The organism is Spirobacillus cienkowskii (genome assembly GCF_037081835.1).
Classification (GTDB): Bacteria; Bdellovibrionota_B; Oligoflexia; order Silvanigrellales; family Silvanigrellaceae; genus Silvanigrella; species Silvanigrella cienkowskii.
This window is the reverse complement of sequence record NZ_CP146516.1, coordinates 1,824,237-1,848,539: the sequence shown is the minus strand read 5'-3', so window position 1 is coordinate 1,848,539 and position 24,303 is coordinate 1,824,237. Positions and strand designations below refer to the sequence as shown.

Annotated in this window: 23 protein-coding genes and 1 rRNA gene; 11 read left to right on the top strand and 13 right to left on the bottom strand. The window is 33.4% G+C overall.

All coding sequences use genetic code 11. The annotated features are described in order from the left end of the window. Positions 1–36: 36 nt before the first annotated feature. The 3 genes from Spiro2_RS08200 to rrf all read left to right on the top strand — a co-directional run bounded on the left by Spiro2_RS08200 (position 37) and on the right by rrf (position 2,538). Positions 37–1,011, top strand: coding sequence for a flagellin (locus Spiro2_RS08200; protein WP_338635231.1), 975 nt, complete (start codon positions 37–39; stop codon positions 1,009–1,011). 106 nt (positions 1,012–1,117) lie between these two features. Further along, on the top strand, positions 1,118–2,329 hold the full coding sequence (locus tag Spiro2_RS08195) for a pyridoxal phosphate-dependent aminotransferase (RefSeq protein ID WP_338635230.1): 1,212 nt from the start codon (positions 1,118–1,120) through the stop codon (positions 2,327–2,329). Between the two features lie 94 nt (positions 2,330–2,423). Continuing rightward, positions 2,424–2,538: ribosomal RNA gene (gene rrf, locus Spiro2_RS08190) — 5S ribosomal RNA — on the top strand. A 38-nt stretch (positions 2,539–2,576) separates the two neighbouring features. Here rrf and Spiro2_RS08185 read toward each other — a convergent pair. Both Spiro2_RS08185 and Spiro2_RS08180 read right to left on the bottom strand, forming a co-directional pair. Then, the gene (locus tag Spiro2_RS08185; protein WP_338635229.1) at positions 2,577–3,587 is read right to left on the bottom strand and encodes an alpha/beta hydrolase; all 1,011 of its coding nucleotides are present in this window, start codon (positions 3,585–3,587) and stop codon (positions 2,577–2,579) included. 19 nt (positions 3,588–3,606) lie between these two features. Further along, positions 3,607–3,801: a hypothetical protein gene (locus Spiro2_RS08180; protein WP_338635227.1), complete on the bottom strand. Its 195-nt coding sequence runs from the start codon at positions 3,799–3,801 to the stop codon at positions 3,607–3,609. A 254-nt stretch (positions 3,802–4,055) separates the two neighbouring features. Here Spiro2_RS08180 and Spiro2_RS08175 point away from each other — a divergent pair, with 254 nt between their 5' ends. Then, entirely contained in the window at positions 4,056–4,598 is a 543-nt protein-coding gene (locus Spiro2_RS08175; RefSeq protein WP_338635226.1) for a type II secretion system protein, read from the top strand. Positions 4,599–4,805: 207 nt separating this feature from the next. Beyond that, positions 4,806–6,218, top strand: a complete 1,413-nt coding sequence (locus Spiro2_RS08170; protein WP_338635225.1) for a hypothetical protein — start codon at positions 4,806–4,808, stop codon at positions 6,216–6,218. A gap of 61 nt (positions 6,219–6,279) precedes the next feature. On the opposite strand, the gene Spiro2_RS08165 is transcribed toward Spiro2_RS08170, so the two are convergent. From Spiro2_RS08165 to Spiro2_RS08150, 4 genes are read right to left on the bottom strand one after another with little or no spacing between them, the layout of a single operon-like run. Further along, positions 6,280–7,023, bottom strand: a complete 744-nt coding sequence (locus tag Spiro2_RS08165) for a response regulator transcription factor (RefSeq protein ID WP_338635224.1) — start codon at positions 7,021–7,023, stop codon at positions 6,280–6,282. Beyond that, positions 7,023–7,514 carry an NADH-quinone oxidoreductase subunit NuoB gene (locus Spiro2_RS08160; protein ID WP_338635223.1) on the bottom strand — a complete coding sequence of 164 codons (492 nt, stop codon included), beginning with the start codon at positions 7,512–7,514 and terminating at the stop codon, positions 7,023–7,025. The genes Spiro2_RS08165 and Spiro2_RS08160 overlap by 1 nt, the downstream gene beginning before the upstream one ends. A 43-nt stretch (positions 7,515–7,557) precedes the next feature. Continuing rightward, positions 7,558–8,547 (bottom strand): NAD(+)/NADH kinase, encoded by a 990-nt coding sequence (locus Spiro2_RS08155; RefSeq protein WP_338635222.1) that lies wholly within the window; start codon positions 8,545–8,547, stop codon positions 7,558–7,560. A gap of 35 nt (positions 8,548–8,582) precedes the next feature. Beyond that, a complete protein-coding gene (locus Spiro2_RS08150) occupies positions 8,583–10,127 on the bottom strand; it encodes a peptidylprolyl isomerase (RefSeq protein ID WP_338635221.1) in 1,545 nt (514 codons plus the stop codon). A 170-nt stretch (positions 10,128–10,297) separates the two neighbouring features. On the opposite strand from Spiro2_RS08150, the gene mreC reads away from it, so the two are divergent. Genes mreC through Spiro2_RS08120 form a run of 6 tightly spaced genes read left to right on the top strand, consistent with a single transcriptional unit; the run spans position 10,298 to position 15,739 of the window. Next, positions 10,298–11,197: a rod shape-determining protein MreC gene (gene mreC / locus Spiro2_RS08145; RefSeq protein WP_338635220.1), complete on the top strand. Its 900-nt coding sequence runs from the start codon at positions 10,298–10,300 to the stop codon at positions 11,195–11,197. Further along, entirely contained in the window at positions 11,190–11,738 is a 549-nt protein-coding gene (locus Spiro2_RS08140) for a hypothetical protein (protein ID WP_338635219.1), read from the top strand. The genes mreC and Spiro2_RS08140 overlap by 8 nt, the downstream gene beginning before the upstream one ends. Before the next feature lie 17 nt (positions 11,739–11,755). Then, positions 11,756–13,765 carry a penicillin-binding protein 2 gene (mrdA, locus tag Spiro2_RS08135; RefSeq protein WP_338635218.1) on the top strand — a complete coding sequence of 670 codons (2,010 nt, stop codon included), beginning with the start codon at positions 11,756–11,758 and terminating at the stop codon, positions 13,763–13,765. A 7-nt stretch (positions 13,766–13,772) separates the two neighbouring features. Continuing rightward, positions 13,773–14,894: a rod shape-determining protein RodA gene (gene rodA, locus Spiro2_RS08130; protein WP_338635217.1), complete on the top strand. Its 1,122-nt coding sequence runs from the start codon at positions 13,773–13,775 to the stop codon at positions 14,892–14,894. Positions 14,895–14,904: 10 nt separating this feature from the next. Beyond that, positions 14,905–15,096 carry a hypothetical protein gene (locus tag Spiro2_RS08125; RefSeq protein ID WP_338635216.1) on the top strand — a complete coding sequence of 64 codons (192 nt, stop codon included), beginning with the start codon at positions 14,905–14,907 and terminating at the stop codon, positions 15,094–15,096. Between the two features lie 31 nt (positions 15,097–15,127). Continuing rightward, on the top strand, positions 15,128–15,739 hold the full coding sequence (locus Spiro2_RS08120; protein WP_338635215.1) for a crossover junction endodeoxyribonuclease RuvC: 612 nt from the start codon (positions 15,128–15,130) through the stop codon (positions 15,737–15,739). 7 nt (positions 15,740–15,746) lie between these two features. On the opposite strand, the gene Spiro2_RS08115 is transcribed toward Spiro2_RS08120, so the two are convergent. From Spiro2_RS08115 to hemE, 7 genes are all read right to left on the bottom strand, one after another. Then, the gene (locus Spiro2_RS08115; RefSeq protein WP_338635214.1) at positions 15,747–18,455 is read right to left on the bottom strand and encodes a M1 family metallopeptidase; all 2,709 of its coding nucleotides are present in this window, start codon (positions 18,453–18,455) and stop codon (positions 15,747–15,749) included. An 87-nt stretch (positions 18,456–18,542) separates the two neighbouring features. Then, positions 18,543–19,307: a hypothetical protein gene (locus Spiro2_RS08110; protein WP_338635213.1), complete on the bottom strand. Its 765-nt coding sequence runs from the start codon at positions 19,305–19,307 to the stop codon at positions 18,543–18,545. 154 nt (positions 19,308–19,461) lie between these two features. Beyond that, the gene (locus Spiro2_RS08105; protein ID WP_338635211.1) at positions 19,462–19,671 is read right to left on the bottom strand and encodes a hypothetical protein; all 210 of its coding nucleotides are present in this window, start codon (positions 19,669–19,671) and stop codon (positions 19,462–19,464) included. 188 nt (positions 19,672–19,859) lie between these two features. Further along, positions 19,860–20,408: a hypoxanthine phosphoribosyltransferase gene (gene hpt / locus Spiro2_RS08100; protein ID WP_338635210.1), complete on the bottom strand. Its 549-nt coding sequence runs from the start codon at positions 20,406–20,408 to the stop codon at positions 19,860–19,862. A gap of 25 nt (positions 20,409–20,433) precedes the next feature. Continuing rightward, positions 20,434–21,297 (bottom strand): purine-nucleoside phosphorylase, encoded by an 864-nt coding sequence (locus Spiro2_RS08095; protein ID WP_338635208.1) that lies wholly within the window; start codon positions 21,295–21,297, stop codon positions 20,434–20,436. Positions 21,298–21,414: 117 nt separating this feature from the next. After that, complete coding sequence (pepF, locus tag Spiro2_RS08090; protein WP_338635207.1) at positions 21,415–23,229, bottom strand: oligoendopeptidase F; 1,815 nt, start codon at positions 23,227–23,229, stop codon at positions 21,415–21,417. Between the two features lie 28 nt (positions 23,230–23,257). Next, the gene (gene hemE, locus Spiro2_RS08085) at positions 23,258–24,301 is read right to left on the bottom strand and encodes a uroporphyrinogen decarboxylase (protein ID WP_338635206.1); all 1,044 of its coding nucleotides are present in this window, start codon (positions 24,299–24,301) and stop codon (positions 23,258–23,260) included. Positions 24,302–24,303 lie beyond the last annotated feature (2 nt).

Sequence of the window (24,303 nt, the reverse complement as noted above, 5' to 3'; positions counted from 1 at the left end):
TTCGGGGAAATTATTGTTTCATGGAGGAAACAGATTATGGGTTTACGAATTCAAACCAATATACAATCTCTAAACTCACAAAGATCACTCGCTATTTCAACTTCTGCAAATGATCTATCTATGGAAAAACTCAGTTCTGGTTACAGAATCAACAAGTCATCAGATGATGCAGCTGGTCTTGCAATTAGTGAGAAACTAAAAGCAGACATCAGAGGTTTAAATATGGCAAAAAGAAATGCTAATGATGGTATTTCAATGGTACAGGTTGCCGAAGGTGGGATGAACGAAATAAGTAACATTTTAAGTCGTTTAAGAGAACTTTCTGTGCAAGGCGCATCTGATACAATAGGTAACAATGAGCGTAATTTTATTAATAAAGAATATACAGCTTTAAAAGATGAAATTGATCGTATTACAAATTCTACAGAGTATAATGGGAGCTTGTTACTAATTGGCCAAAATGCTGCCAAAAAGATACCTGATGAAAAAATGTTAAATCGGATCAATACACCTCCTTTTGAAATTCAAGTTGGTAAAAACTGGTATGAAGGAGTTGACGCAATTGGTATAAAAGATCCATTTGGTAGAAATCCAGTCAATATTATTCGAGTAAAGTTTGATCAAATTGATACAAGCACTGTGGGTTTAAAATTAGGTCGTGGTAACGACGATAGTAAGGATTCCACAGGTGTTTACGTTGAAGGTGTAAAAGATTCAACAGTTTCAAAAAATAAAGCTCAACGATCGATTGCGAAACTTGATGATGCAATCAATACCATAGCAGGTTTTCGCGCAGATTTAGGAGCGATTCAAAGTCGTTTAGGTTCAACAGTTGCTAACTTAGCAATTATGAGTGAAAACTTTTCTGCTGCAAATAGTCGTATACGTGATACAGATTTTGCTGAAGAAACGACACGGTATGCTCAAAGTAATATTCTTAAACAAGCAGGTGTTGCTGTGTTGTCGCAAGCAAATCAATCTCCAGGAGCTGCGTTACGTTTGTTAGGTTAATTTGTTTGTATTTAAATAATATTTCAGATATTAACTTAATTATGTAAGTTAATATCTTTTTTATTTTATAATTTATCAATTTAAATTTAATTTAAGGATTTTTTAAATGATGAATGAATTTAAAAAACAAAAAATAGCTAAGTGCTTTTCTAAGAAATTTGATAAACTATCTCAAATGGGTGGAGACATACGTAGAATATTTATGTTAGGTCAAAAATTAAAAGAAACAAATCCAGATCTTAATTTAATTGATCTTTCTTTAGGAAATCCTGATTTAGAACCCCCCCAAGAGTTAAAAAAAATTTTAACAGAGTTAGTAAGTAGTAAAGAAAAAGGCAATCACAGATATATGGATGCAGCAGGGCTCATGGAGGTCAGACAATTTTTAGCGAATCGATTATCGCAATCTGAAGGAATAGATGTTTCGCCTGATTCTGTTTATTTAAGTGTTGGAGCTGCGGGTGCTTTGCAAATTTTATTTAGAACTTTTTTGGACCCTAATGATGAGGTCATAATTTTTGCTCCTTACTTTCCCGAGTATATTCCCTATACTCACAACTTTGGAGCAAAACCCATTATTGTAAAAAGTAATTCTTTTCATAATCCTATACTAAAAGATTTTGAAAAAAAAATTTCTCATAAAACAAAATTAATTGTTTTAAATAGTCCCAATAACCCTGCTGGAATTGCTTATCAAGAAGAGGTATTGCAAAAAATTATTGACATTCTTAAATTGCGCCTTAAGAAATATAACCAAGTTATTCAAATAATTTCTGATGAACCTTATTATCGTATTGTTTATGATTCGAAAAGTTCTTATTCTTTGCTCAAAAATTACCCATTTACTTGGATTGTTCGTTCTTTTTCAAAGGATTTGGGATTGGCTGGTGAAAGAATTGGGTTTATTGCATGGAAAAATGATAAATTTGCATTTGATCTTTCTCAAGCGTTGAGAAACTCTTCACGAGTACTTGGTTTTGTCAGCGCTCCTCGATTGATGCAGCGTCTTATTCCTTATGCCTACGACTTTAAAGTCGATGTCGCAGTGTATCAAAAACGAGTGTTGTCTTTTATTAAAATTTTAGAAGAATGTGGGGTGAAAACTCAAACCCCCGATGCAGGTTTTTTTGTTTTTCCTAAATCTCCACAAAAAGATGATAGACAGTTTTGTGAAGAACTTGTGCATGCTGGAGTTTTATGTGTTCCGGGGAGTGCATTTGGATGTCCTGGATATTTTAGAGCGTCTTTGACTCAAGGGCAAGAAAATATCGAAGACGCAGCAAGACGGATAGTTCGTTTGTGTAATAAATTGATATAATAGATTAATTTTTTAGGAATAATTTTTTTACTACTTTTTCTTGACTTATCAATTAAAAACACATACCTATTGGTTTAGTTTATAGCCTCGATTTGGCTGTGCTGATTGCGGTGGGGAAATACCGGATCCCATTCCGAACTCCGAAGTCAAGCCTACCAGCGGCAATGGTACTGCACCTTTAGGTGTGGAAGAGTAGCTCTGTGCAGCCTTAATCTTATTTAAACCTCCTAGATGATAGGAGGTTTTTTTATTTCACTCCCATCACAAAATTTTTAATATCTTCAAGTACCTGATTTCTAATGCAATCTGCTTCCATCAAAACCTCATGTTTAGCGTGATTAACTAAAATTAAATTACAGTTTGATAGCTTTTTGCAAAATGCTGTTTGAGCATCATTGGCAACAACGGTGTCCTTTTCTGCTTGCAAAATAAGAATTGGGGTTTTTATTTCGTTTTTTGTTTTTCTTATTTTCTTAGAAAATAGTATTGCTTGCTGCATCCAGCCAAACGTAGGCCCACCTAGCTGCATTTCTTCGAGATCATGAATATGATTCCGCCACGCAGTATACCGACCTTTAGAATTGGTCACATCATTGCCTTCAAATGGTCGAAATGGAATACAATCAGTTTGTCCAAAAACATAATTTTTGCTCCTACCTAAAAGGCACATGAGATGTGATAAATAAAGTACTGGCAGTTCAAGTAAACGAGTTGGTCCAAGAACAATTTCAAGCATTGGGGCGCTTAGAACAAGGCTTTTGGGTGTTATTTTTTGGTTTAATAAAGCTAAAAGGCTGATAGCACCTCCCATAGAATGCGCAATAATATGTACAGGCAATACGGGGTTGTCGTGACGAGATACATAATCAAAAAAATGGCTTAAATCTTTGATATAATGTTCAAATTTGTCAACGAACCCTCTTTTAGATTGTTCAGAAAATCGTTCAGAAAAACCTTGTCCTCGGTGATCGAAGCAATAAACTGAAAAGCCCATTTCAAATAAATTCATAATAAATTCCGCATATTTTAAATGAGACTCATTGTATCCTGTGGTTAATAAAAATTTTCCTTTTGGTGTGCTATGAATAAAAATTCTTGCAGAAATTGAAATATTATTAGCGCCTTGAAATTTGTATTCTTGACCTTGAGAAGAGTAAAAGGGGAGATAAATATTTTGGTATTTATTTATATAATTTAAAACACTAGTCTCATTATTTTCATGCTCAAGTTGTTCAAAAATTGAGTTTTGATTTTTCATTGTTTTTTTAGTCCATCAATTAACGGTTTGTATGTATAAAAAATTTACGAGGATCTGAGTATTTACTAATGTAAGTTCTATAAATATAAAAATCTGCAAAAGTAGTCGCACCTTTTGTTGAATTTTTGTTGAGAGCTTTGTAACTTTCAATATACTTTAAATATACTTCCTTAATTTTTTTATATTCGTCGCCAGTTGGATCAAAACTTCCCATAAAACTTCTTTCTTAATCAGGGCTCTGTTACGATCTTATTGTTCTATTAGTCACTCGGCAAGTTTTGCATTGAAGATAAGTGATTTTTAAATTTTTAGCTCTATTTTTATAGTGTTTCTGTATTAATTTAAATATTTTAAAAAAAATCAATAAATATCAATACTTAAATGTATTGATATTTTTTAAAATATTTATTCAATTTTAGAAAAAGTCTAGCGATAAGTGGTTTAAAGAGTGGGGTCGCGATAAGATTCATGAGTAAAAAAATTAATTCAATAAAATTAAAATGTAATAAAGGTTATACAACAACAGGGGTTTTGATTATAATTTCAATTCTAGCCGTGTTATCAATTATTGTGATTCCTAAAGTGAGTATTTTTAAAGCAAAGGGTCAGCAATCCGAATCAAGAATTAATTTATTCCGTGTTTATAAACTTATGTATGCTTATAAGCTTGAAAATGGTGGATTTATTAATACTAAAAATAAAGTTATAGCGGTGTCTAATGTAACAGAATTGTCTCCATATATTAAAGATGAGCTTGTGTATTTAAAAAATAATCATGAAAAAATGTTTTTAGTCAGCGATCCTCATCGATTTGCGATTGCATTTGTTCGTGTTTTAAATAATGGAAATTATGATATACAAAGAGTTAATTCAAAAAAAGTATATTGCTATATGTCTAATGGCGTAGAAGAAGGTCATGAAAAATGTGCTGAATCTCAAATTTACCCACCACAATCATCAAAAGAAGATATGGAACAAGCACAAAAATTAAAATTGTTGAAAGATGATTAGGAAGTGTGATCAAACTTTTACCATGTGTTTAGTCTGCCATATGTATGATCTGTAATTTTACTATCTTTTGCAAGAAGCTTTCTAAAAATCTTGCCTTTTTCATTATTTGCTAGCATTCTTTAAATGAAAAAATTTGATTGATTTTATTTTAAAATTATATTATCTACCTATATTTAGATTTTATTTTTATATTAAGGTGTAAAATAAATGTTTTTGAATATTATTAAAAAATATAATTGGTATATTTGTTTGTTTTTAATATGTTTAGTTTTAAGAATTTTTTGTGGCTATTATTCTCATTATACCGAAGATGAGGCGCGATTGTGGCAATTAGGATTTTATGCATTTAAGGATATGAGCCCTATTAATCATGGGATGCCTGTAGTTTATTCAAATTCTTTAATTCCAGGATATTTTCAATCGTTATTTGCTAGCATTCCCATGTTTTTTTCAACCTCTCCTTTTTCGATGATAGTTTATATTCAATTTTTAAATTTAATATTTTGTGTATTTTTATATTTATGGATTACTTTTTTATTTAAGCAATTTAAAAATATTTATGTTTTTGCGTTTATTATTTTTTCTCCTTGGAATATTTATTTTTCAAATGCTTGGAATGCATCTCTGGCAACATTTTTTTCTTTGTTTGTTATTTTAGGATTAACCTTGGTTTTTTACAAAAAACATGTAAATTTTGGTGTATTTTTATGTTTATTGATACCTCCACTTGCGTTGCAAACTAACTTACAATTTTTAATTATAATTGTATTATTAGGAGTACTTTTTTTAATAAAATTATTTCCATTTCCAAGAATAAATGTTCTTGTTTTTTCTCAGATACCTGCAATATTAACTTTATATCCTTATTTTTTAATAAAACTAAATCTTGTCAAATTAGATGAGCCAACGTGGGGTTTTTTAGATTCTGCATCTAAGAATTTAAAACTAGATTTTTATAATTTATTAAATGCTCCTCACACATTTTATAAGCTGATGTCATTTTCAACTGGAGATCTTTATAATAGGTTTGAAAAAGGATTTTTATCTGATAATTTATACCTAATACCTTTATTGTTTATTATTGAGCTATTGTCTTTTATTATTATTTTTATTAACGTATCATTTTATTTTTCAAAAAAGAGATGGTCAATTCTTTTTAATGTAAGAAATCTTGCTAAAAATAATAAATTAACTATTATGGATAAATTTGATATTATTTGCTTAATTGTACCAATAATAATAGTTTTTTTATCATTATTTTCTGTTACTAAAAAACTTCCAAACCATTCGTTGCTCTGTGTGTTTTTTGTTTCGTTTTACATTTTGTTTAGAAGGCTTTCTGAATTAAAATTTGATTTTTTAGATAAATATAAAAAAATAATTATATTCTACATATCTATCGCGGCAGTATATAGTGTAATTGCTAGCGCTTCTTTTCGCACAACCTATGATATGTATAAAAAAATTGCTCCTGTATATTGTAAAAGCCAGGATATTAAATATGCCATTGAAAATAGTGGATTTAAAACCTTAATTAAAGAAAATTTATATTCTGGTATGGCTTATACAAGTTCTTTGCTTTGTCCTTATTATAATTCTTTAAAAAATGGTAATCTTTAAAAAATTGTTTATAAATAATCTATATAGCTATATTTAAGAAAAATTATTAAATAATAATGTTCTAGCTTTCGATTAATTGATATCCAAAGCCATGAATTGTTTCGATCATGCTGCCTGCGGTTCCAAGTTTTTGCCTTAAACGTTTTATATGAGTATCAACAGTTCTTGTATTCACTTGCCCTTCGTAGCCCCAGACTTTTTGCAATAAAGCGTCTCGGCTTTGAAGTTTTCCTACTCTTTCAGCTAAAAATATCAGCAATTGGTACTCGGTTGCGGTGAGCGAAACTGTTTCGTTAAGAACAGTCACTCTAAATTCGTCAGGGTAAATTTTTATTGAACCAACAGAAATAATTTTATGGTTAACATTCTCTTCAATTTTATCCTGGTTATCTTTATTGATATTGACAAAGTTTTTATTTGAATGTGAGCGTCGCAAAAGAGCGTTAACGCGCAATAATAATTCTTTGGGCGAAAATGGTTTGGTAATATAATCATCAGCTCCAGCTTCAAAACCTTCAACTTTATCCTGTTCTTGCGAACGTGCGGTGAGGAGTATTACAAAAACGCTAGAGGTGGTAGGATTTTCTCGCACATTTTTTAGAATCTCTGTACCATAAATGTTAGGGAGCATAACATCTAATAGAACAAGGGCTGGTTGAAATTGAACAATCATTTCATAGGCGCCTTGCCCGTCAAAATGGGACTTAACCTCAAAGTCATTTGAGGATTCTAACGTATATTTGAGTAGATTATTTAAATCACGATCGTCTTCAATAATTAAAATACGAAGTTTTTCGTCCTTCATCAATTTTCCGGCTCTGTTGCAGTTTCGGTGGCTTCATTTTTTATTTTTTCTTGAAGTTGCATAAAGCCATCGAGTACCGCTTCGGGAGTTGGAGGACAACCAGGAATATAAACATCAACGGGAATGATTTTATCAATTCCTTGCATCACATGATAGGCTCTATAAAATCCTCCAGACGATGCGCAAGCTCCCATTGAAATGACCCATTTTGGTTCAGGCATCTGCTCATAAATTCTTTTAATCACTGGTCCCATTTTTTCTGTGATAGTTCCAGCTACAATCAAAAGATTGGCTTGTTTGGGAGAAAAACGCACAACTTCGGCACCAAAGCGTGCCAAATCGTATTTAGGACCCATAACAGACATGAGCTCAATTCCGCAACATGCGGTTCCAAATGGATAAGGCCATAGTGAGTTTTTTCGTGCCCAAGCAACGAGTTCTTTATGTTTTGTTGTAATGTAATATTCTTTTCCGTAATTATGGTGCTTCATTGTTTAAAAAGCCCTCCCTTCCAATCCTTTTACACTAATCATTTCATTTATGCTTATCAAATGGAAAGGTCGGAACTTTGCCAAAAAAGTCGAGAATGAGTTTGAGTGAGCATTTTTCTGGCAAGCTGAGCTGAACTGTGTCACCAAATCCTAGGTGTGCACAGGAGTCAGGACCATCAACACAAACAAGGCCTTGGCGCATTCTTGAGAAAAATGTGATTGAATTTTCATCGCCATTTAATCTCCCCTTTTCAAGGCTAAATTTTTCATGTCGTGGTGTGTAGGGTTCTCGAACGGCAATGTGAATTGTTGGAGAATCAAGTGCAATCTGCTCAAAACCATAAGATGCGATGGCCGCTGTGCTACCTGCCGCGGTTGCAATCCAAAGGCCGCTTGAGAGTTGTTTTTCCTGAAGCTGTTCTTTATTTTGAGCATGATTATAAACTGATAATTGATAGCGACTGGTCGCAGCAGGATGTTTATTGCATAATAAAACATCATTTAATGCTAAAGGAAGAGATGCCTTCCGTGATAAGTTCAGTTTTAAACGGCGTAATGACTTACTATGAAATTCTTGGTTGATAAAACACTTTAACGCACTTTCAATATGATCTGGTATTACAGGGCAAAGATGACCAATAGAATGTTCTGGGCATGAATTGATCCCAAGCAAGCAAACGTCGCCACCAACATGATGGCTTGCATGCAACAGGGTGCCATCTCCCCCAAGTGAAATGACAAGGTTGCGTTTGGGCTTTAATCCAGAATTTACAATTTCTTCGTCATAATATGAAATAGTATTTTTTAACAGATCTTCCAAATGGAACAGTTTGTAAGACAATCCCAGTGATTCAAGGGATTTTAACAAAATATCGCGGCTTTTTACATGAGCATTGTGTGCAAATTGGAGTGGCGCAGGAGTTTGTTTGTCTTTAATGAGGTAATCATAAAAATTAAACTTTAAATTGTGTTTTGTATAGCGTTCCAAAGTGGTTTGCTTTTGAATAATATAAACGTCAACATCATTTTGCAATGTTATGACCTTTCACTTTAAAGTTAGAATCAAGGTTACTTTAGAATAACTGGATTAATTTTAATTTTACCATTATTTTCGTAACTTTTTGCTAACTTTTGTTCCAGTGCCGACACAAATTCTTCATTTAAAGTATTTGTTGTGTCCTTTTTTACAGTCTCAAATTGCATTGTATTTGTTGTTGGTGGAGTTTTTGAAACGAGCTTGATTATTGCCTTTTTAGTGCCAAAATCAACCACTTGAGGAATAATATCGCCTGGTTTCTTGAGCGAAAAAATTAAAGGAGCAAGTTTGTTTGCGATGCCAAGTTCATTAATGTAAGGGTCTGAAATTTTATAAAGTTTTGTGGCATATTGCCAAGAAATTTTATTTTCAGACAGTATGCTGCTTAATTTAGAGATATTTTTTGCAACAATGGCACTGCTAATATCTTGTTGTAGCTCGGCATCCAGTTTTTGTTTAATTTGTTCGCCAAGAATTTTTTCTGCCAACTGAATTTTTACGTCTTCAAATTTTTTAGTCACACCTGGTATCCCTTCAACAAATTTAAAAATTCGAAATCCAAAAGGGGTTTCAGCAATTTCTGAAAGCGGCTTTTCAGCAGAAAGTGTAGACACAGCGTAAAGCGAAGCGGGATCAATATTGGTTTCATCAACAAAACCTATGTTTCCTTTATTATTTTTTGCGGCAGGGTCATCATTGGTCTTACCTGCTAAATTTGCAAAATCGGTTCCACTTTTAATTTGGTTAAGCATCGTATTTATTACGCTTTTGGCTTCTTCTTGGGTACGATTTAATGCTTCACCTTGTGCTCTTTGCGCAGTTTTGTAAGAAATTAAAATTGACATAACTTTGGTTTGCGGCTTTTTGTTAAATTGATTTTTTGTATTTTCGTAGAGATTTTTTAAGTTTAATTCATTGTTTTTATCTTCGGCATAATTTTGTGCTTGCGTTGCAATTTTAGTTTTTAACACGTCTTCAGGAATGGATACTAAAGCATATTGATAGTTAAATTGCGTGTTTTGCATAAAATATTGTGTTTTCAGCAGTTCTTGTGGCAACACGACAGGAAGATACGTAAGGTTGATAAATTTTTGCATATCCAGGCGTTCTTTTAGCATATTGTAAAAATTTAATTCTGATAAATTACGTTTACTAAGAAAATCTTTAAATATTTTGATATCAAACTGATTTGTAACAGGGTCATGAAATAATGGAATTGCTTTAATGTAAGAGGCAATTTCAGGGTTGTCTGTTTTCCAGCCAATTTTGAGAGATTGTTCAACCATGATTTTGTTTTTTATCATCTCTTGCATGACTTTTTGAGCTATTAACCTTAATTCTTCTTGAGATATGTCTTTTGAGCCTTTTGCAGAAGAAATTGCCTCAGAAAATTGCTGCATGTCAATTTTTTCAGAACCGACTTGAACAGCCGTGTTGGGATCGAGACCAAATAAACTGCCAGGGTTTAAACTGCCAAAACCTGTAAAGATAAAGGCGATGCATGCCATAACAATTAGGAAACCGAGTATGAGTGATTTCGGACTTACAGATGAAAAAATTTTGCTAACGAGTCGCACAGTAAACTCCTCTAAATAAAACCGTCAACATTATCTCGCATTTTTTGAAGATAATTTCAAATCAGAAACCGGATGATCTTTATTTTCGATAAAAGAGCGCGTACACTTTTAGTTGAAAACCTAATGGGTTCAACTCGCTTTTCATTTAGACAATTTTTAATGGGTTTAAAATGCTACAATTCAGAAGATATGGGTTTTGGCTTGTTGCAATCTTTGCGTTAGTTTTTTCGATGTACTTTTTTTCATCTGCGCATCCCACAAAAAAAGAATTAAGCATTCTCGAAAAAATTGCTTACAATTTAAGTAAACCAGTAGAAGCTGTTTTTTTAACTACAACTCATTTTTTATATTCAACATACCATTCTTATATTGATTTAAAAGATGCACAAAAAGAAGTTGATATTTTACGTAAAGAAAATGCAGAATTAATAGTTAAAATTAAAACATTTGATGATATTATTACAGAAAATAATCGATTAAGACAATTGCTAAATTTAACAGAAAAAACGTCTGTTAAATTTTTAACCTGCGAAGTGACCAGTTCTGATCCTTCATTTGTTTATAAAAATGTTAGAATAAATCAGGGTTCAAAAAATGGTTTGCAGCCAGGTATGGGCGTTGTTGCTGAGGATGGTGTTATTGGGGTGATTATGCGTGTATCTTCTGACTATTCTGATGTATTATTGCTCATTGATCCAAATAGTAACTTAGACGTCATTGTCGCTAGAAATAGAAGACGCGGCGTCTTGCAAGGGAGTATGGCCGAATCAATGAGATTTAAATATCTTGAAAGAGGCAGTAGCATTCTTGTTGGTGACGAAATTGTAACTAGTGGCTTAACCGGCGCGTTTCCAAGCGGAATTTTGGTTGGTAAGGTAACTGATATTCGATTAAGTGCAGATGGTGTAACAGAAACAATTGAGGTAAAACCTGCAGTAAATTTTAGTGATATTTCAGAGGCATTGATTTTATTAAATCCAAATCGTGAAGTTGATGTCATTCGAAAAGTGGGTGGCGTTGATTGGATGAAAAAACTTCTTGAGGCAAATGTGGAGAAAACAGGTGGGTAACACAGGATTTTTAAGAAGTAAAAGCTCGCATTTTTTAATTTCACTTTTTGTAATGACTTTTTTTGTTTATTTACAGTCTTGTTTATTTGCAAATGTAAAATCAAGATGGTTTCATATCGATTTAATAACAATTGCTGTTATATACTTGAGTATTGAGCATTTTATGCCTTTTGCTCTTTTTAAAATTATTTACACAGGATTATTGTTGCAAGTACATTCAGCTGTTCCGTCCGGATTTTATGTAATGTATTTTTTACTGGTTTTTGTTTTTTCTAACTTATTATCAAAAATATTTTTGTTTCATAGTTTATTTGGTCGGTTTTTTATATTTTTAATTATATTTTTTTTCAAATATTTCTTGCTATATTTGTCAATAACACCAAGAGATTTTTTATCTTTAATGTCGTTAGTGAGTATTTCATGGAAAGGATTTATTATAACAGCAATCATAACACTGCCACTATTAAAATTGTTTTCATATGTAGACTCTTTCTTTGAGTTTACTTATTCTAACGAAAAAAAGAAAGCAATGAGCTTTTAGAAGTATGGAGTTGAGCGATGCTTGATAATAGGTCTAAACAAGAATCCGTCTCAGATCCAAACAGAAGAAATATTATTATTACTTGTTTTTTAGGAGTTTCTGCTGCAATTACAGCTAGACTTTGGTATTTACAAATTATAAAAGGTTCAGATTTTTCTGTTGCATCAGCAAGAAATCGAGTTCGAGAAATTACAAGACCTGCTCCACGTGGTTTGATTTACGATCGATATAGTAAAATATTGCTTTCTAATCGTTTATTTTTTGATTTAATAGTCATTCCTCAGTATTTGCAAAATAGACCTAAAACCTTAGCAATTGTCTCTGATCTTTTTCATATCCCCCTTGATCAAATTGAACGAAAGCTGAGCGAGTCACAATCAAATCCTAAGTTTGTGCCAGTTAGAATTAAAAGAAATTTATCGTTGCATGAAGTGGCAACATTGGAGTCAAATAAATTCTTTTTGCCTGGGGTTGATGTTGATTCTGCGCCACGTAGAGACTATTTAGGAAATGAATCGGCACATTTATTTGGATATCTTGGTGAAGTAACTTCCAAAGAACTTGATATTTTAAACTCCCAAGTTTCAAATTATCAATATCGTGTTGGTTCAATAATTGGCAAAACAGGAATAGAAAGAAAATATGAACGTTATCTTAGAGGAGGGGAAGGGCGCGAAGCATTATTGGTTGATGCTTTGGGGCGTTTGCAGGCAGATTCTTCTTTAGAAATCTCTATGAATTTAAGTAGACCTACGCAAAGAGGTAATGATGTTCATTTAACAATTGATTCTGACTTACAAAATGTGGCATCAGAAGCGTTTAGAAATAAAAATGGTGCAGTTTGTGCAATGGATCCAAATAATGGTGATATTTTAGTTTATTTGTCTAACCCAAATTATAAATTATCAATTTATCAAGATGGTTTAACGATGGAAGATTGGCAAACATTACGCTCTAATCCATTTAAGCCATTGTTAGATAAAGTAACAGGAGGAGCTTATCCTCCTGGGTCTACATACAAAATAATTGTTGCAATAGCTGCTCTAGAAGAAGGTGTTGTCACTCCAGATCGAAAATTCAATTGCCCTGGTTATTTTGTTTTGGGAAATGGTCGTTGGAAATGCTGGAAACACACGGGGCATGGTCCTGTTAATTTATCATCAGCATTAGAATTGAGCTGTGATGTTTATTTTTATAATATTGGCAACCTAATAGGAATTGATAGAATTTCAAAATGGGGTAGGCTTTTTGGGCTTGGCGAAAGAACAGGGCTTGACTTAAACATGGAACTTCCTGGAATTTCTCCATCTACAGAATGGAAACTGAGATCAAAAGGTTTGCCTTGGTTAAGTGGTGATACAATCAACGCTTCAATTGGCCAAGGATTTAATCTTTGTACTCCTATTCAGATTTTAAATGCATTTGCTGCAGTTGGAAACGGTGGCACATTATTTAAACCTCGATTTTTAAAAAAAATTGTTGATAGCAAAGGCAAAACAATTTTTGAAGAAAAACAAAATGTCATACGAAAAATTAAGTTAAATCCTGCAAATCTAGCTATTGTGAAAAAGGGATTGCAAGATGTTGTTGAAGGAACTAACGGAACAGCAAAAAGAGCAAAGGTAGAAGGGTTTACAGTATCAGGAAAAACAGGAACTGCTCAAACTTCTGCTCTAAAATTTACAAAAGGCGTAAGCCAGGATGATGTCGCCTTTAAAGCACTCGACCACGCATGGTTTGCTGCGTACAGTCCGAGTGATACTCCAGAAATTGTTGTCGTTGTTTTTAGTGAATACGATGGCGGTGGTGGAGGAGCCAATGCGGCTCCTATTGCACAGCAAATTATTGAAGCTTATTGGCGTAAGAAACATCCCGAAAAATTTACAAAAGCTTCAAAAAATATTAGCGTTTCTTCTCGATCAAACGAAAATCAAAGAGAGCAAATTAATATTAATGACGATGATGTTACAATTAAGAAAGAAAGAAATGATCAAAGCAATTTTAATGTGCCTGAAAATATGAGGTAATAAAAATATGGTCTTTCTCTCTTTTCTTAAAGACAAATTTAAAGGAACTCCTTGGGGAATTGTATTAACAGCCTATTCAATAATCTTTATTGGTCTTTACAATCTTTATAGCGCGACGAATGCCGCATACACTCCGGCTCGATTTTATGATCAAATGATTTTTGTACTTCTTGGAACCTTAGCCGCAATCTTTTGGGGAATCATGCTCGATCTAAAAAATATCGAGAGGCTCACTATTTTAGGTTATGTGATTGTTTGTCTTATGTTGCTTGCAGTGGATATTTTTGGTCGCAGTGCAAAAGGAGCGGAACGTTGGTTGGTATTAGGAACTATTCGTATTCAGCCTAGTGAATTTGCAAAACTCATGATTATCTTAATTGTTGCTCGAAGTTTTAATATCATGAAAGGATTTTCTGATTTTACTTTAACAAGTTTATGGCGACAAATTTTTTATGTTGGAATTCCTTTTGTATTAATATTATTACAACCAGATTTAGGAACAGCAAGTTTAGTACTTTTAATTGCAAGTTTACAAATTTCAACAATTAAAATTCGTGGAAAAAGTTTATTGTATGTATTCGCGATTACTCTGACACTTGCAGTGATTGCTTGGAACTTTATTCTGTATGATTATCAAAAGCAGCGTGTCTTAACCTTTATCAACCCAATGCTCGATCCCCGTGGTTCGGGGTATCACTCAATTCAGAGTATGATTGCAGTGGGAAGTGGCGGGATGTGGGGGCAAGGTTTTTCGCAAGGGACTCAAGCCCAGCTTAATTTTTTGCCAGAACGACACACGGATTTTGCTTTTTCTGTATGGGCTGAAGAGCATGGCTTTCTTGGATGTTTGTTGTTAATATTTCTTTTTGTTGTCCTCATCATTCAAATTTTTCAAACAGCAGATCGTGCGAGGGATTCTTTTTCTGCTTTGGCTGCAGTTGGTGTTGGCGGGTTTTTTCTATTTCATTTTGTTATCAATATTAGTATGGTTCTCGGTGTTTTTCCTGTTGTGGGTGTTCCGCTGACTTTTTTTAGTTATGGAGGCACTCATATGGTAACGGCTTTAAGTTGCATTGGAATTGTTGTTGCCATAGAAAGGAAGAGATATTTGTCTACAACTTCTTTTTAGAGAGGTTTGAGTGGTGACTCAAAATAAATCAGACGTTTTAAAAACAAGGATCACTATTTTTTTAATAGGATCTTTATTTGTTGCATTCTTAAGTGCGGTTGTTTTTATATTTATGATTGCGCAACAACCCGATACGCCTAACGCATTTGCAACTTCGGAAAGTCAGCAAAATAACTCAAAAACAGCTGAGAAATGGCACTAAATTTTAAGAATCATATTTTGGAGAAAAATTTGTGTTAATTCTTGGCATTGATCCAGGAACGCGAATGGCTGGCTATGGGCTAATTGAAGTTTCTACCGTTGGAAAGTTAAAAGCCATTGCAGCGGGAGCGTGGCAACTCAATGCAAAAGGAGAACTTGCTCAGCGTTTAGCAAATTTAGCGATCGAATTTAGAAGAGTTGTTGAGGCATACCATCCTTCTCATCTTTGTTTAGAGCTCTCTTTTTTAGCAGATAACCCAAGAACAGCGTTGTTTCTTGGGCACGCAAGAGGGGTTATCTTGTCGGAAGCGTATCAAAGTGGGCTCATTATTAGTGAAATTAGTGCAACGTCAGCCAAAAAAATAATTTCTGGAAATGGCAGAGCAGATAAATTGTCAATTGCGAAATTGATGAGTGCTATCCTGGGGTTTGAGTTTAAGGACTTGCCGTTTGATGCCACGGATGCGTTAGCCATTGCGTATGCAGATGCAATGCGGATGCGGGATTCTAGTTTTCAAGCAGCAACATCAAAATCAAATAGTCATTCAATGCAATCGCACATTCTTGAAGAATGGCAGAACAAAAGCCGTCGTAAAAAGTCAAATGTAACTTTTAAAACTTTGTTAAAACAAAAAGCGTTGTAACAAATTGTTACTTTTTCTTTTTTTTCTTTACAAGTAAAGTTTTTAACTCTTGAAGATCTTGTTCAATAGAATTGATTTTTTCTTTTAATTCTTTAATTTCAACTAACTTTTCATTGATCTGATTGTCTTCTAGGCTTTTTAGATAGCGGCTGCGTGCCCGACGTGCACGAGGGATCAGCATTGATAAAATTCCGTAGTTTTTTCGATTGATAAATTTTTGATAGGCGTTTTCGTAGGCGGTATCTTTAGTTTGACTCCAGATTTCTGGTAATGCTGCAGAAACTCGAATTGGAAATAATGTTTCTGTAAATTTCAGTAGGGTTGGCCTTATTTCTGAGCGATAGGTTGAAAATTTTGCAGAAATTTTTGCAAGGGCAAGCAACGCTCCCGAATTAATACGCCAGTGCTGTTGGATGCGTTCTGAATGCGTAATGAGAATAGAAATATGTTGTGGATCTGCAAATTCGCCAATTAATGCCAGTGCTGCGTTTTCGAGAATTCCATTATAAGAAGGTTTTTTTAAAAAATTAAAACACCAAGCAAGAGTTTTTTGTTTTGCACTCTCAGTTCTAAGCAAGCTATATTTTTTTGAAAGTGTAAGAATACTGCGGACTGCAGCATCTCGAGTGCTTAAAGGCTCATTTTCATTGTTTGCAATATTATAAAATAATTCGTAAGTATTTAAAGGTTCTTCATGGAGAATTTCTGCAAAACTATTTAAGAAGCTTGGCTTTGCAAGTGGATGTTGCTCTTCAATATGTAAAAAAACATGTTTTGCATGCAATGGAGCAAGTTCTGCAAGCAAAGAATACGTGGCGCTGCGTACGCGATGTATTTTTTCTTGTTTTAGCCAAGATAAAATAAGTTGGTAATTTTCTTCGGTATTATAATATTTGCAAATCGAGTTTGTTGCCACATATTTAAAATAAGATAAATTTTGATCATGAGACTTAAAAATTTCTTTGATAAATTTTTCTGGAAGTTTTTGATTTACATCAGCAGGTAATGCAGAGCGAGGATCAAAAATACAATATGAAATTTTATTTTTTAGAGGAATAATTATTTTTTTTAACTTTTCATCAATTACAATTTTAATTTCTTCAAAGGAATCATTGTTATATTTTATATAAAGATAGGCTTCAAAATAAAAGAAGGGAAATTCATTATTTATGGTTTGCTTTTGATTAATTGAAATATTGATAAAATTAGGTTCCTCAAAATTATAATCTATTGTGACGTCTAATTCTGGATGGCCTGCTCTGTAAATAAAATTATCAAAACACCATTGTAAATTGACTCCAGTTGTTTCTGTTATTGCATTTAGAAGATCTTTAGTTTCTACAGCTTTAAAAGCATGTGTATTTAAATAATAATTAACAGATTTACAAAAATCTTTTTCACCTAATAAATCTCTAATATAATTTAATACCAATGCTGCTTTTTCATAAAGGTGTGAATCAAATATTTCTGATGGAAATTCATATACGTTACAAACAATAGAACGTAAATATGATTTTGATTCAGAAAGATAGTTTTTTAGATAATCTTCACGAGCATAAAAGATGCCACTTATCTTGCCGTTTTGATATTCATCCCAAAGCATTTCGCTATGGGTGGCAAATCCTTCATTGAGCCATCCTTCTGCCCACGTTTTGCAAGTTAACAAGTCACCAAACCATTGGTGCGCCATTTCATGCATAATTAGGCTGACTCTTCTTTCATTACCGTGTAAAAAATTTTTTGGACCTAAAACTTCGTCGGTATTAATAGTAATAGAGGTATTTTCCATTCCTCCATACAAAAAATCGGCAACAAAAGCTTGTCCATATTTTTCCCAAGGAAACTCAAAATTCCAATAATTAGAATAAAACTCTAACATTTTCTTTGTAAGTTCTAATATTTCTTGAGTTAACTCTTTGTATGTTTTTGGAAGTAGCAGAGAAATTTCTTTATTTCTCCATGTGTCATAAGAAATAGACATATTTCCAGCTACAAATGCAACCAAATATGGAGAATGTGGTTTGTTCATTTTCCAATGCTGTATTTTTTTAGAATTTTTTATATCTTCAAAAATTTTAATTCCATTAGATATTCCATTCCAACTTTTAGGGAAACTAAAGATTAAATCTGATGTAAATTTAAGTCTTGTATCATCTTGGCAAGGAAACCAATAAGGAGAATCGCAGTCTTGGCCTTGAGTCCAAATGCAATCATAATCAGCATGACTTTTTTCATGTTTATGCACAAAATAAACACCTGCTCGTGGATTGCTTTTTTTATATTTAATTTTTAGGATAACAAATTCATTATTTAATTCTTGATGTGGTAAAGAAACTAATAAATTTTGATTGTCAAATTCAAAATCACAGTGACGAAATTTAAGATTCTGAATTTCATTAAACTCTGGAAAATTTGTTGGTTGCAAAGAAAATTTATAATACGCAACAGATTGTATTTCAAGTTCATATGAATTTAGAATTATATTTGATACTTGATGCGCTTTTTGTTGAAAAATAATAAAACATTCTCCATCTAAACAATTTTTCTCAAAATCAAAATCAATTTTTAGGTACAAATGTTTTTGTTCAAATTGGTATGAAGGACTATAATTTTTTTTAGTTAAACCATTTGCTGGAAAATTTAAAAAACCTGTATTTTTATTGTTGTCGTTTATTCTAAAATTTAGCTTTTTTTCGAGGTAAGAACCTATGATCATAATGCCGCCTCCTAGCAGATAATTTCTTTTATTTTTTTTAAAAGAGGAGTGCAAGTCAATTGAGTTTTCTTATTAGTTGCTTAAATTTTAAGGTATAGCCCATTCAACCCATCGATTTTCTTGTCCATGTTTGAAAAGTTCTGATTTAACGGTTTCAAAATTTTTACACCAATGTGCTTGCAAAGATTTGTTAACTTGTTCTATTCCCCAATTTTTTACATATTTATTAAGAATTTTTTCTTCTTGAGAAATTTTTAATGGATGTTTGAATAAAACTGAGTTATTTTTTTGTCCTTGGATTAGAAATAATTTTTTATTATCTGGGGTTTTAATATGTTTTGAAGAATATATAATATGCTCATTACACGTTTTTTCAAAGTTATTTAAGTTAAAATTACTGAGATCCCCATCAAATTCGCAAAGATTTTTTTGCCAGTCCTGAATTGTAAAAAAACCAAAAACAAACAATTGAGGATTGCCTGTTAAGATAAAGTTGTCTTGTTTTAGCAGGTATTTTTGTAAAGTAATTAAAAATACTAATAAGTCTCCATCCCTCAGTTTTTTTAAAAGGTTGATATAAGGTTTGCGAGTTTCTCCATAGGTAAATGTGTAAAACTCAGGGTCAACATGTCCTGTTCCTTCGTTTACAAAAGAACTCATATGCATGTCTTGAAGATTTTTATTTTGACATAACATATTTGAATAATGTCTGTGGTTGTGATGTTTACTCGTGTTAAAATCAGGTTCTAGAAGAGATGGAATATATTCATAGGTGTCATCGTTAAATATTGGCGAAAGTCCTTTGTTATCTTTAATATTTGCACCGACTTTTATCATTAAAGCTTGATTCATGTTTGCTTCCTTTTTTGCTAACTATAAAATTATTATATTATATTGTTAACATTTGTATACAATTAGGCAAATTTATAAGATATCCTTTAAAATAATCAAAAAGCCTACATTAATTGTGTAGGCTTTTTGAATTGATGCAACTATTTTGAAAAAATTATTTTGCTTCGCCTTCTTTCTTAGCTTTTTTCTTTTTTTCTTTCTTAGCTTTTTTCTCTTTTTTAGTATCAGCAGTTGCCGCGGCTGGAGTTGCTGCTGGAGCAGAAGATGCGACAGTTTCAGAAGAGGTTGCTACAGTTTCTGCCAGGGCAGGAGCAACTAGAGATAAAACGAGAGCAGACGATAAAAGACTTGGTATCAATTTCATAACAGTTCTCCCTATGTCCGGGTTTTTTCCAACGGACTAAAAAATAAAAAATGCCAAGGGTCTCACTCAAAAACTTAAAGCATGCTCCTGAATGCAGACTCTCACTATATTAAAACTATTTTTTATTTTTTTTTATTCCAAGGGCTGAAAAACTTTTTTGGTTGTCAACAGTTTGACAACAATTTTGGTTAGCTTGATTTGGAAAGATTGGCAATGTAAGGGAGATTTCTGTATTTTCCATCTAAATCGAGTCCATAGCCAATGACAAAATGTTTTTGAATGTCAAACCCTGAGTAGTCTGCTTTTATTGAAAACTCTTGAGCTTCTGGTTTGTTGAGTAAAGAGCAAACTTTAACAGATTTAGGATTGAAATTTTTGAGTTCATTTAAAAGAAAATGGATCGAGCGTCCTGTATCAATAATATCTTCAATAATTAAAACATGATTATTTTCTAGTGATTTAGGAAGTTGACCAACAAGCTGAATTTTTCCTGAACTCTGCATGCCTTCGTAGCTTTTTAAGCGAACAGTTTCTATTTCTGTTGGCATTTCTAGATTTCTCACCAAATCTGCACCAAATATCAGTGCCCCATGCAATACAATCAATATAATGAGTGTCTCTTCTTTGCCGTAATCCTGATTAATTTGTTGTGCTAACTCTTTAATGCGATCGCGAATTGCGGTTTCGCTAAAAAGAACACTCACATTCATGGCTTGACCATTGATATCAATTTGCATGTTAAAAAAACTCCACGTATCAAAACTAAATTTCTAAAGTTGCTAAAGCTTTTACAATAACTTGAGCAGTTTGCGAGGCAAAACGTTGGTTGGTATCCATCACCTCTGCGTGAGACAGTTCTTCGTGTTTGAGTCCAGCACCATAGTTTGTCAGACTGCTGATTGCTGCAACTTTGACTTTAAGTTGTCGAGCTGCAATGGCTTCTAAAACAGTGCTCATACCAACTGCACTGGCTCCAAAATTTTTAAACATTTTAATTTCTGCAGGAGTTTCATAATGAGCGCCTAGCACACCATAATAAACTCCACTATAAATTGTTTGATTTAATTCTGTCGCAATTTGTTGAATATGTTTTTGCCAAGACTTGTCATAACAACTTGTCAGATCGACAAATTGTGCGCCAAAGCCTCTTCCAAACTCGCCATTGAGAGGACTCAAACCTGTGCCATTAATGTGATCAGTTAAAATCATCATTTTGCCCAATTCCCACTCTGTATTTAGACAACCTGCTGCATTTGTCAATATGATACCTTTAACACCCCAAGAAATGAGTGTTCTGACATTGTGCACCACTTCTCCGACATCATGACCTTCGTAGGCATGATTTCTCCCTCTTAAAAATGCGATTTCCCGTGATTTTACAGAGCCATTTGAAAGTTTTGTAGAAACAGTCCCAACCCGCAAATCGCCTGTATGTCCAAATACTGTCGAATTTTTAAAACCAGGGATTTCAGAATAATGAATGCCTTTCATCTCTGAAAGTCCAGGAATTGCATCAGAAAGCCCAGACCCAAGCACAATGCCAATTTCAGGAACAGAGTTGTGCCATTCTTTTAGAAAGTTTACGCTTTGAGTTATTTTTTCTTGGTATTTGCTTTGTGTCATCATTACTTATCTCCCAGTTATTATTAAAAATGAGCCCTAAACTTGCAAGATATCACAAGCGAAAGACGAAACTGAATACTTGTCCTTAAACTAGCTTTACTATTACGACAAGCACAATTATTAACAGAGTTCTCTTTCTGCAAGTTCAATATTTTTTTTGTAGTTTGCAAATGCATTTGAAACAGGGTGGGGAGTGAGAAAATCGATTCCAGCATCTTTTAAAATAGCAAGCGGCGATTGAGATCCCCCTGCGGTTAAGATTTTAAACACAGATTCTCTGGCTTTTAGAGCGTTTTTTTCAAATTCTTCGGCAAGAGCTAATGAAGCGCAGTAGCTTGTTGCATACTTATAAACATAAAAAGCAGAATAAAAATGCGGAATGCGCATCCATTCGTGTTTTATGAAATCGGGGTAAGCCGACTCTTTGCCATACCATTCTTTATTTAAAGTAAAATAAATGTTTTCGAGTTTTTCAGGCGTAAAAGTTTCATCTTGGTCAACGATTTTTGCTGCTTCTCTTTCAAAAGCCGCAAAAAGTGTTTGTCGCAGCACTGTGCCTTCAAAGTTTTCGAGGTTTTCGGAGAGAACGCATTTAGCAAGTTCGCTGCCCTTTTTATTTTTAATAATGTAACTACTTAATAAAGCCTCATTTAAGGTGCTTGCAACTTCTGCAACAAAAATTGTATAATGCGCACAATGATAAGGTTGGGTTTTGTTACTAAAATATGTATGCATAGAATGCCCAAGTTCGTGCGCTAACGTGTAGACATCGCCTAATGTTCCATTCCATGTTTGTAAAATGTAGGGACGTGAATCATAAGTACCCCAAGAAAATGCCCCAGAGCGTTTGCCTTCGTTTTCGGCACGATCAATCCACCGTTCTTTCGTTAAGCCTTTGGTTGCAATGTCAACGTATTCTTGTCCAAGTGGGGCAATGGCTTGCAGTACCAAGTCGCGGCCTTGTTCCCAACTAAAGGTATTTTGTTCTTTACTTTCATATAAAGAAACATTTCTGTCATATGGAAAAACAGCATCTATACCTAAAATTTTCTTTCTAAGTTGCATACTGCGATGCAGTAAACTTAAATTCTTTTTAACTTCGGCAATGAGGTTATCATAAATTGCAACTGGGATATTGTCTTGAAATAGCTCTGCTTCAAGATATCCCGTAAAATTTCGAATACGTGCTACTGTCGACCCCGAAAGCATATTGCCATAATAATTTGAAGTCATTGTATTGCGCCATTTTGCAATTTCTTGATAATAAGACTGAAACGTATTTTGGCGCAGAGTGCGATCTTGAGATTGTAAATTTAAAGAATATCTAGAATTCGACACAATATTTTCTTTGCCTAAAGAGTCTAAGGCTGGCATAAACTTTAGGTCTGCGTCATTCCACTTACCGTGAATTTCATTAAAATTATTTAATGGCACAGAAACTCTTGCAAGAATAGCTTCTTCTTGTTCAGACAAAATATGTTTTTTGTTTCTGAGGAGTTCGCTCAATTGAAAATGATAATCAGAAAGCGGTTCTTTTAAGATCCACTTTTCTAGGTTTTGAATTTTAAGAATTTCTGGGTTTAGAAACGCAAACTTAGAAGTTAACAAAGCCATTTTATTTTCAATTTTACCAACGGCTTCGGTTGCTTTGTTGTTACCTGTGTCTTCGGTGCCCCGGAGTGAAGCATATACAAAAAGATTTTCTAATTTTCGTGATAAGGTTTCTTGAAATTTTAAGCAATTTATTAGTACATCTGGAGAAGAAGATAGCTTATTTTTATATTTATTTTGAATTTCTTTTTCTAATTCAATTTCAGTTGGAAGTTGTAAAAAATTTTTTTCCCAGTCATCAAAATTTATAAATAAATCTGATAAATCCCAGGTTTCTTCTGTAGCCACTTCGTGTCGTTTTTTTATATGCTGAGCATTTTGCATTAGACTTCCTTTCAATAGTGACTTTAATTTAAAAATTTTTAACCAAATTAACCAGAAATTCAACGTTTTCAATAGGAGTTTGGGGTGTACAGCCATGCCCAAGATTAAAAATATAACCATGCGGATGTTGAGCACCTATTGTTAAGCAGTGCTTGGCATTTTGTTCTAAAAGTTTTTTGGGTGCATACAGTAACAATGGATCAAGATTGCCTTGTAGCGCTATTCCGGTATTTTTAAAGGTAGAAGAAACTTGAGCAAGATCTTGTCGCCAATCGACTCCGTAGACACTTGGTTGCGTTAAAATCACTTCAGGAAGTAACGCAGCCCCTTGGCCTAAAAAATGAATGACAGGCACCATTGGTTTTATTTCAGAAATGATTTTTTGAGCATATGGCAAGCAGAATTCTCTGTATTGAGCGGGCGATAATGCTCCAGACCAGCTTTCAAAAATTTGCACAACTTCGGCACCTGCATCAATTTGCATTTTTAAATAGGCAATCGTTGCATTGGTGATGAGTTGCATCAATTGATGAAAGGTCTCAGGGTCTTCAAACATTAATTTTTTACTATGAAAAAAATCATTTTTTGCAGAACCGCCTCCTTCAATCATGTAGCTCGCAACGGTAAATGGAGCGCCAGCAAAGCCAATCAGTGTGGTTGAAGAAGATATTTTGCTTTTTACAATATCAAGCGTTTCAGCAACATAATTCAACTTTGTGATTAATTTTTCGAGATTTTCTGCAAGCGGAAGAATGGATAATAAATCATTTTTTGAGCGAATGGTTTTGGCAAACCGTGGTCCTTCTTTTTCGACAAATGATAATTGTAACCCCATTGCATCGGGAATAAGTAGAATATCTGCATACAAAATAGCCCCATCTAGAGGAAAACGTCGTAAAGGTTGTAACGTTATTTCAGATGCAATTTCTGGTGTTTGAAACATTTTTAGGGTGTTGTATTTTTTGCGATACTCTTGGTACTCTGGAAGATAACGACCTGCTTGACGCATGAGCCAGATGGGTATGTTTTTGGTTTTTTTTCCTTGAGCGGCTTCAAGTAGGATTTTTTCCATAG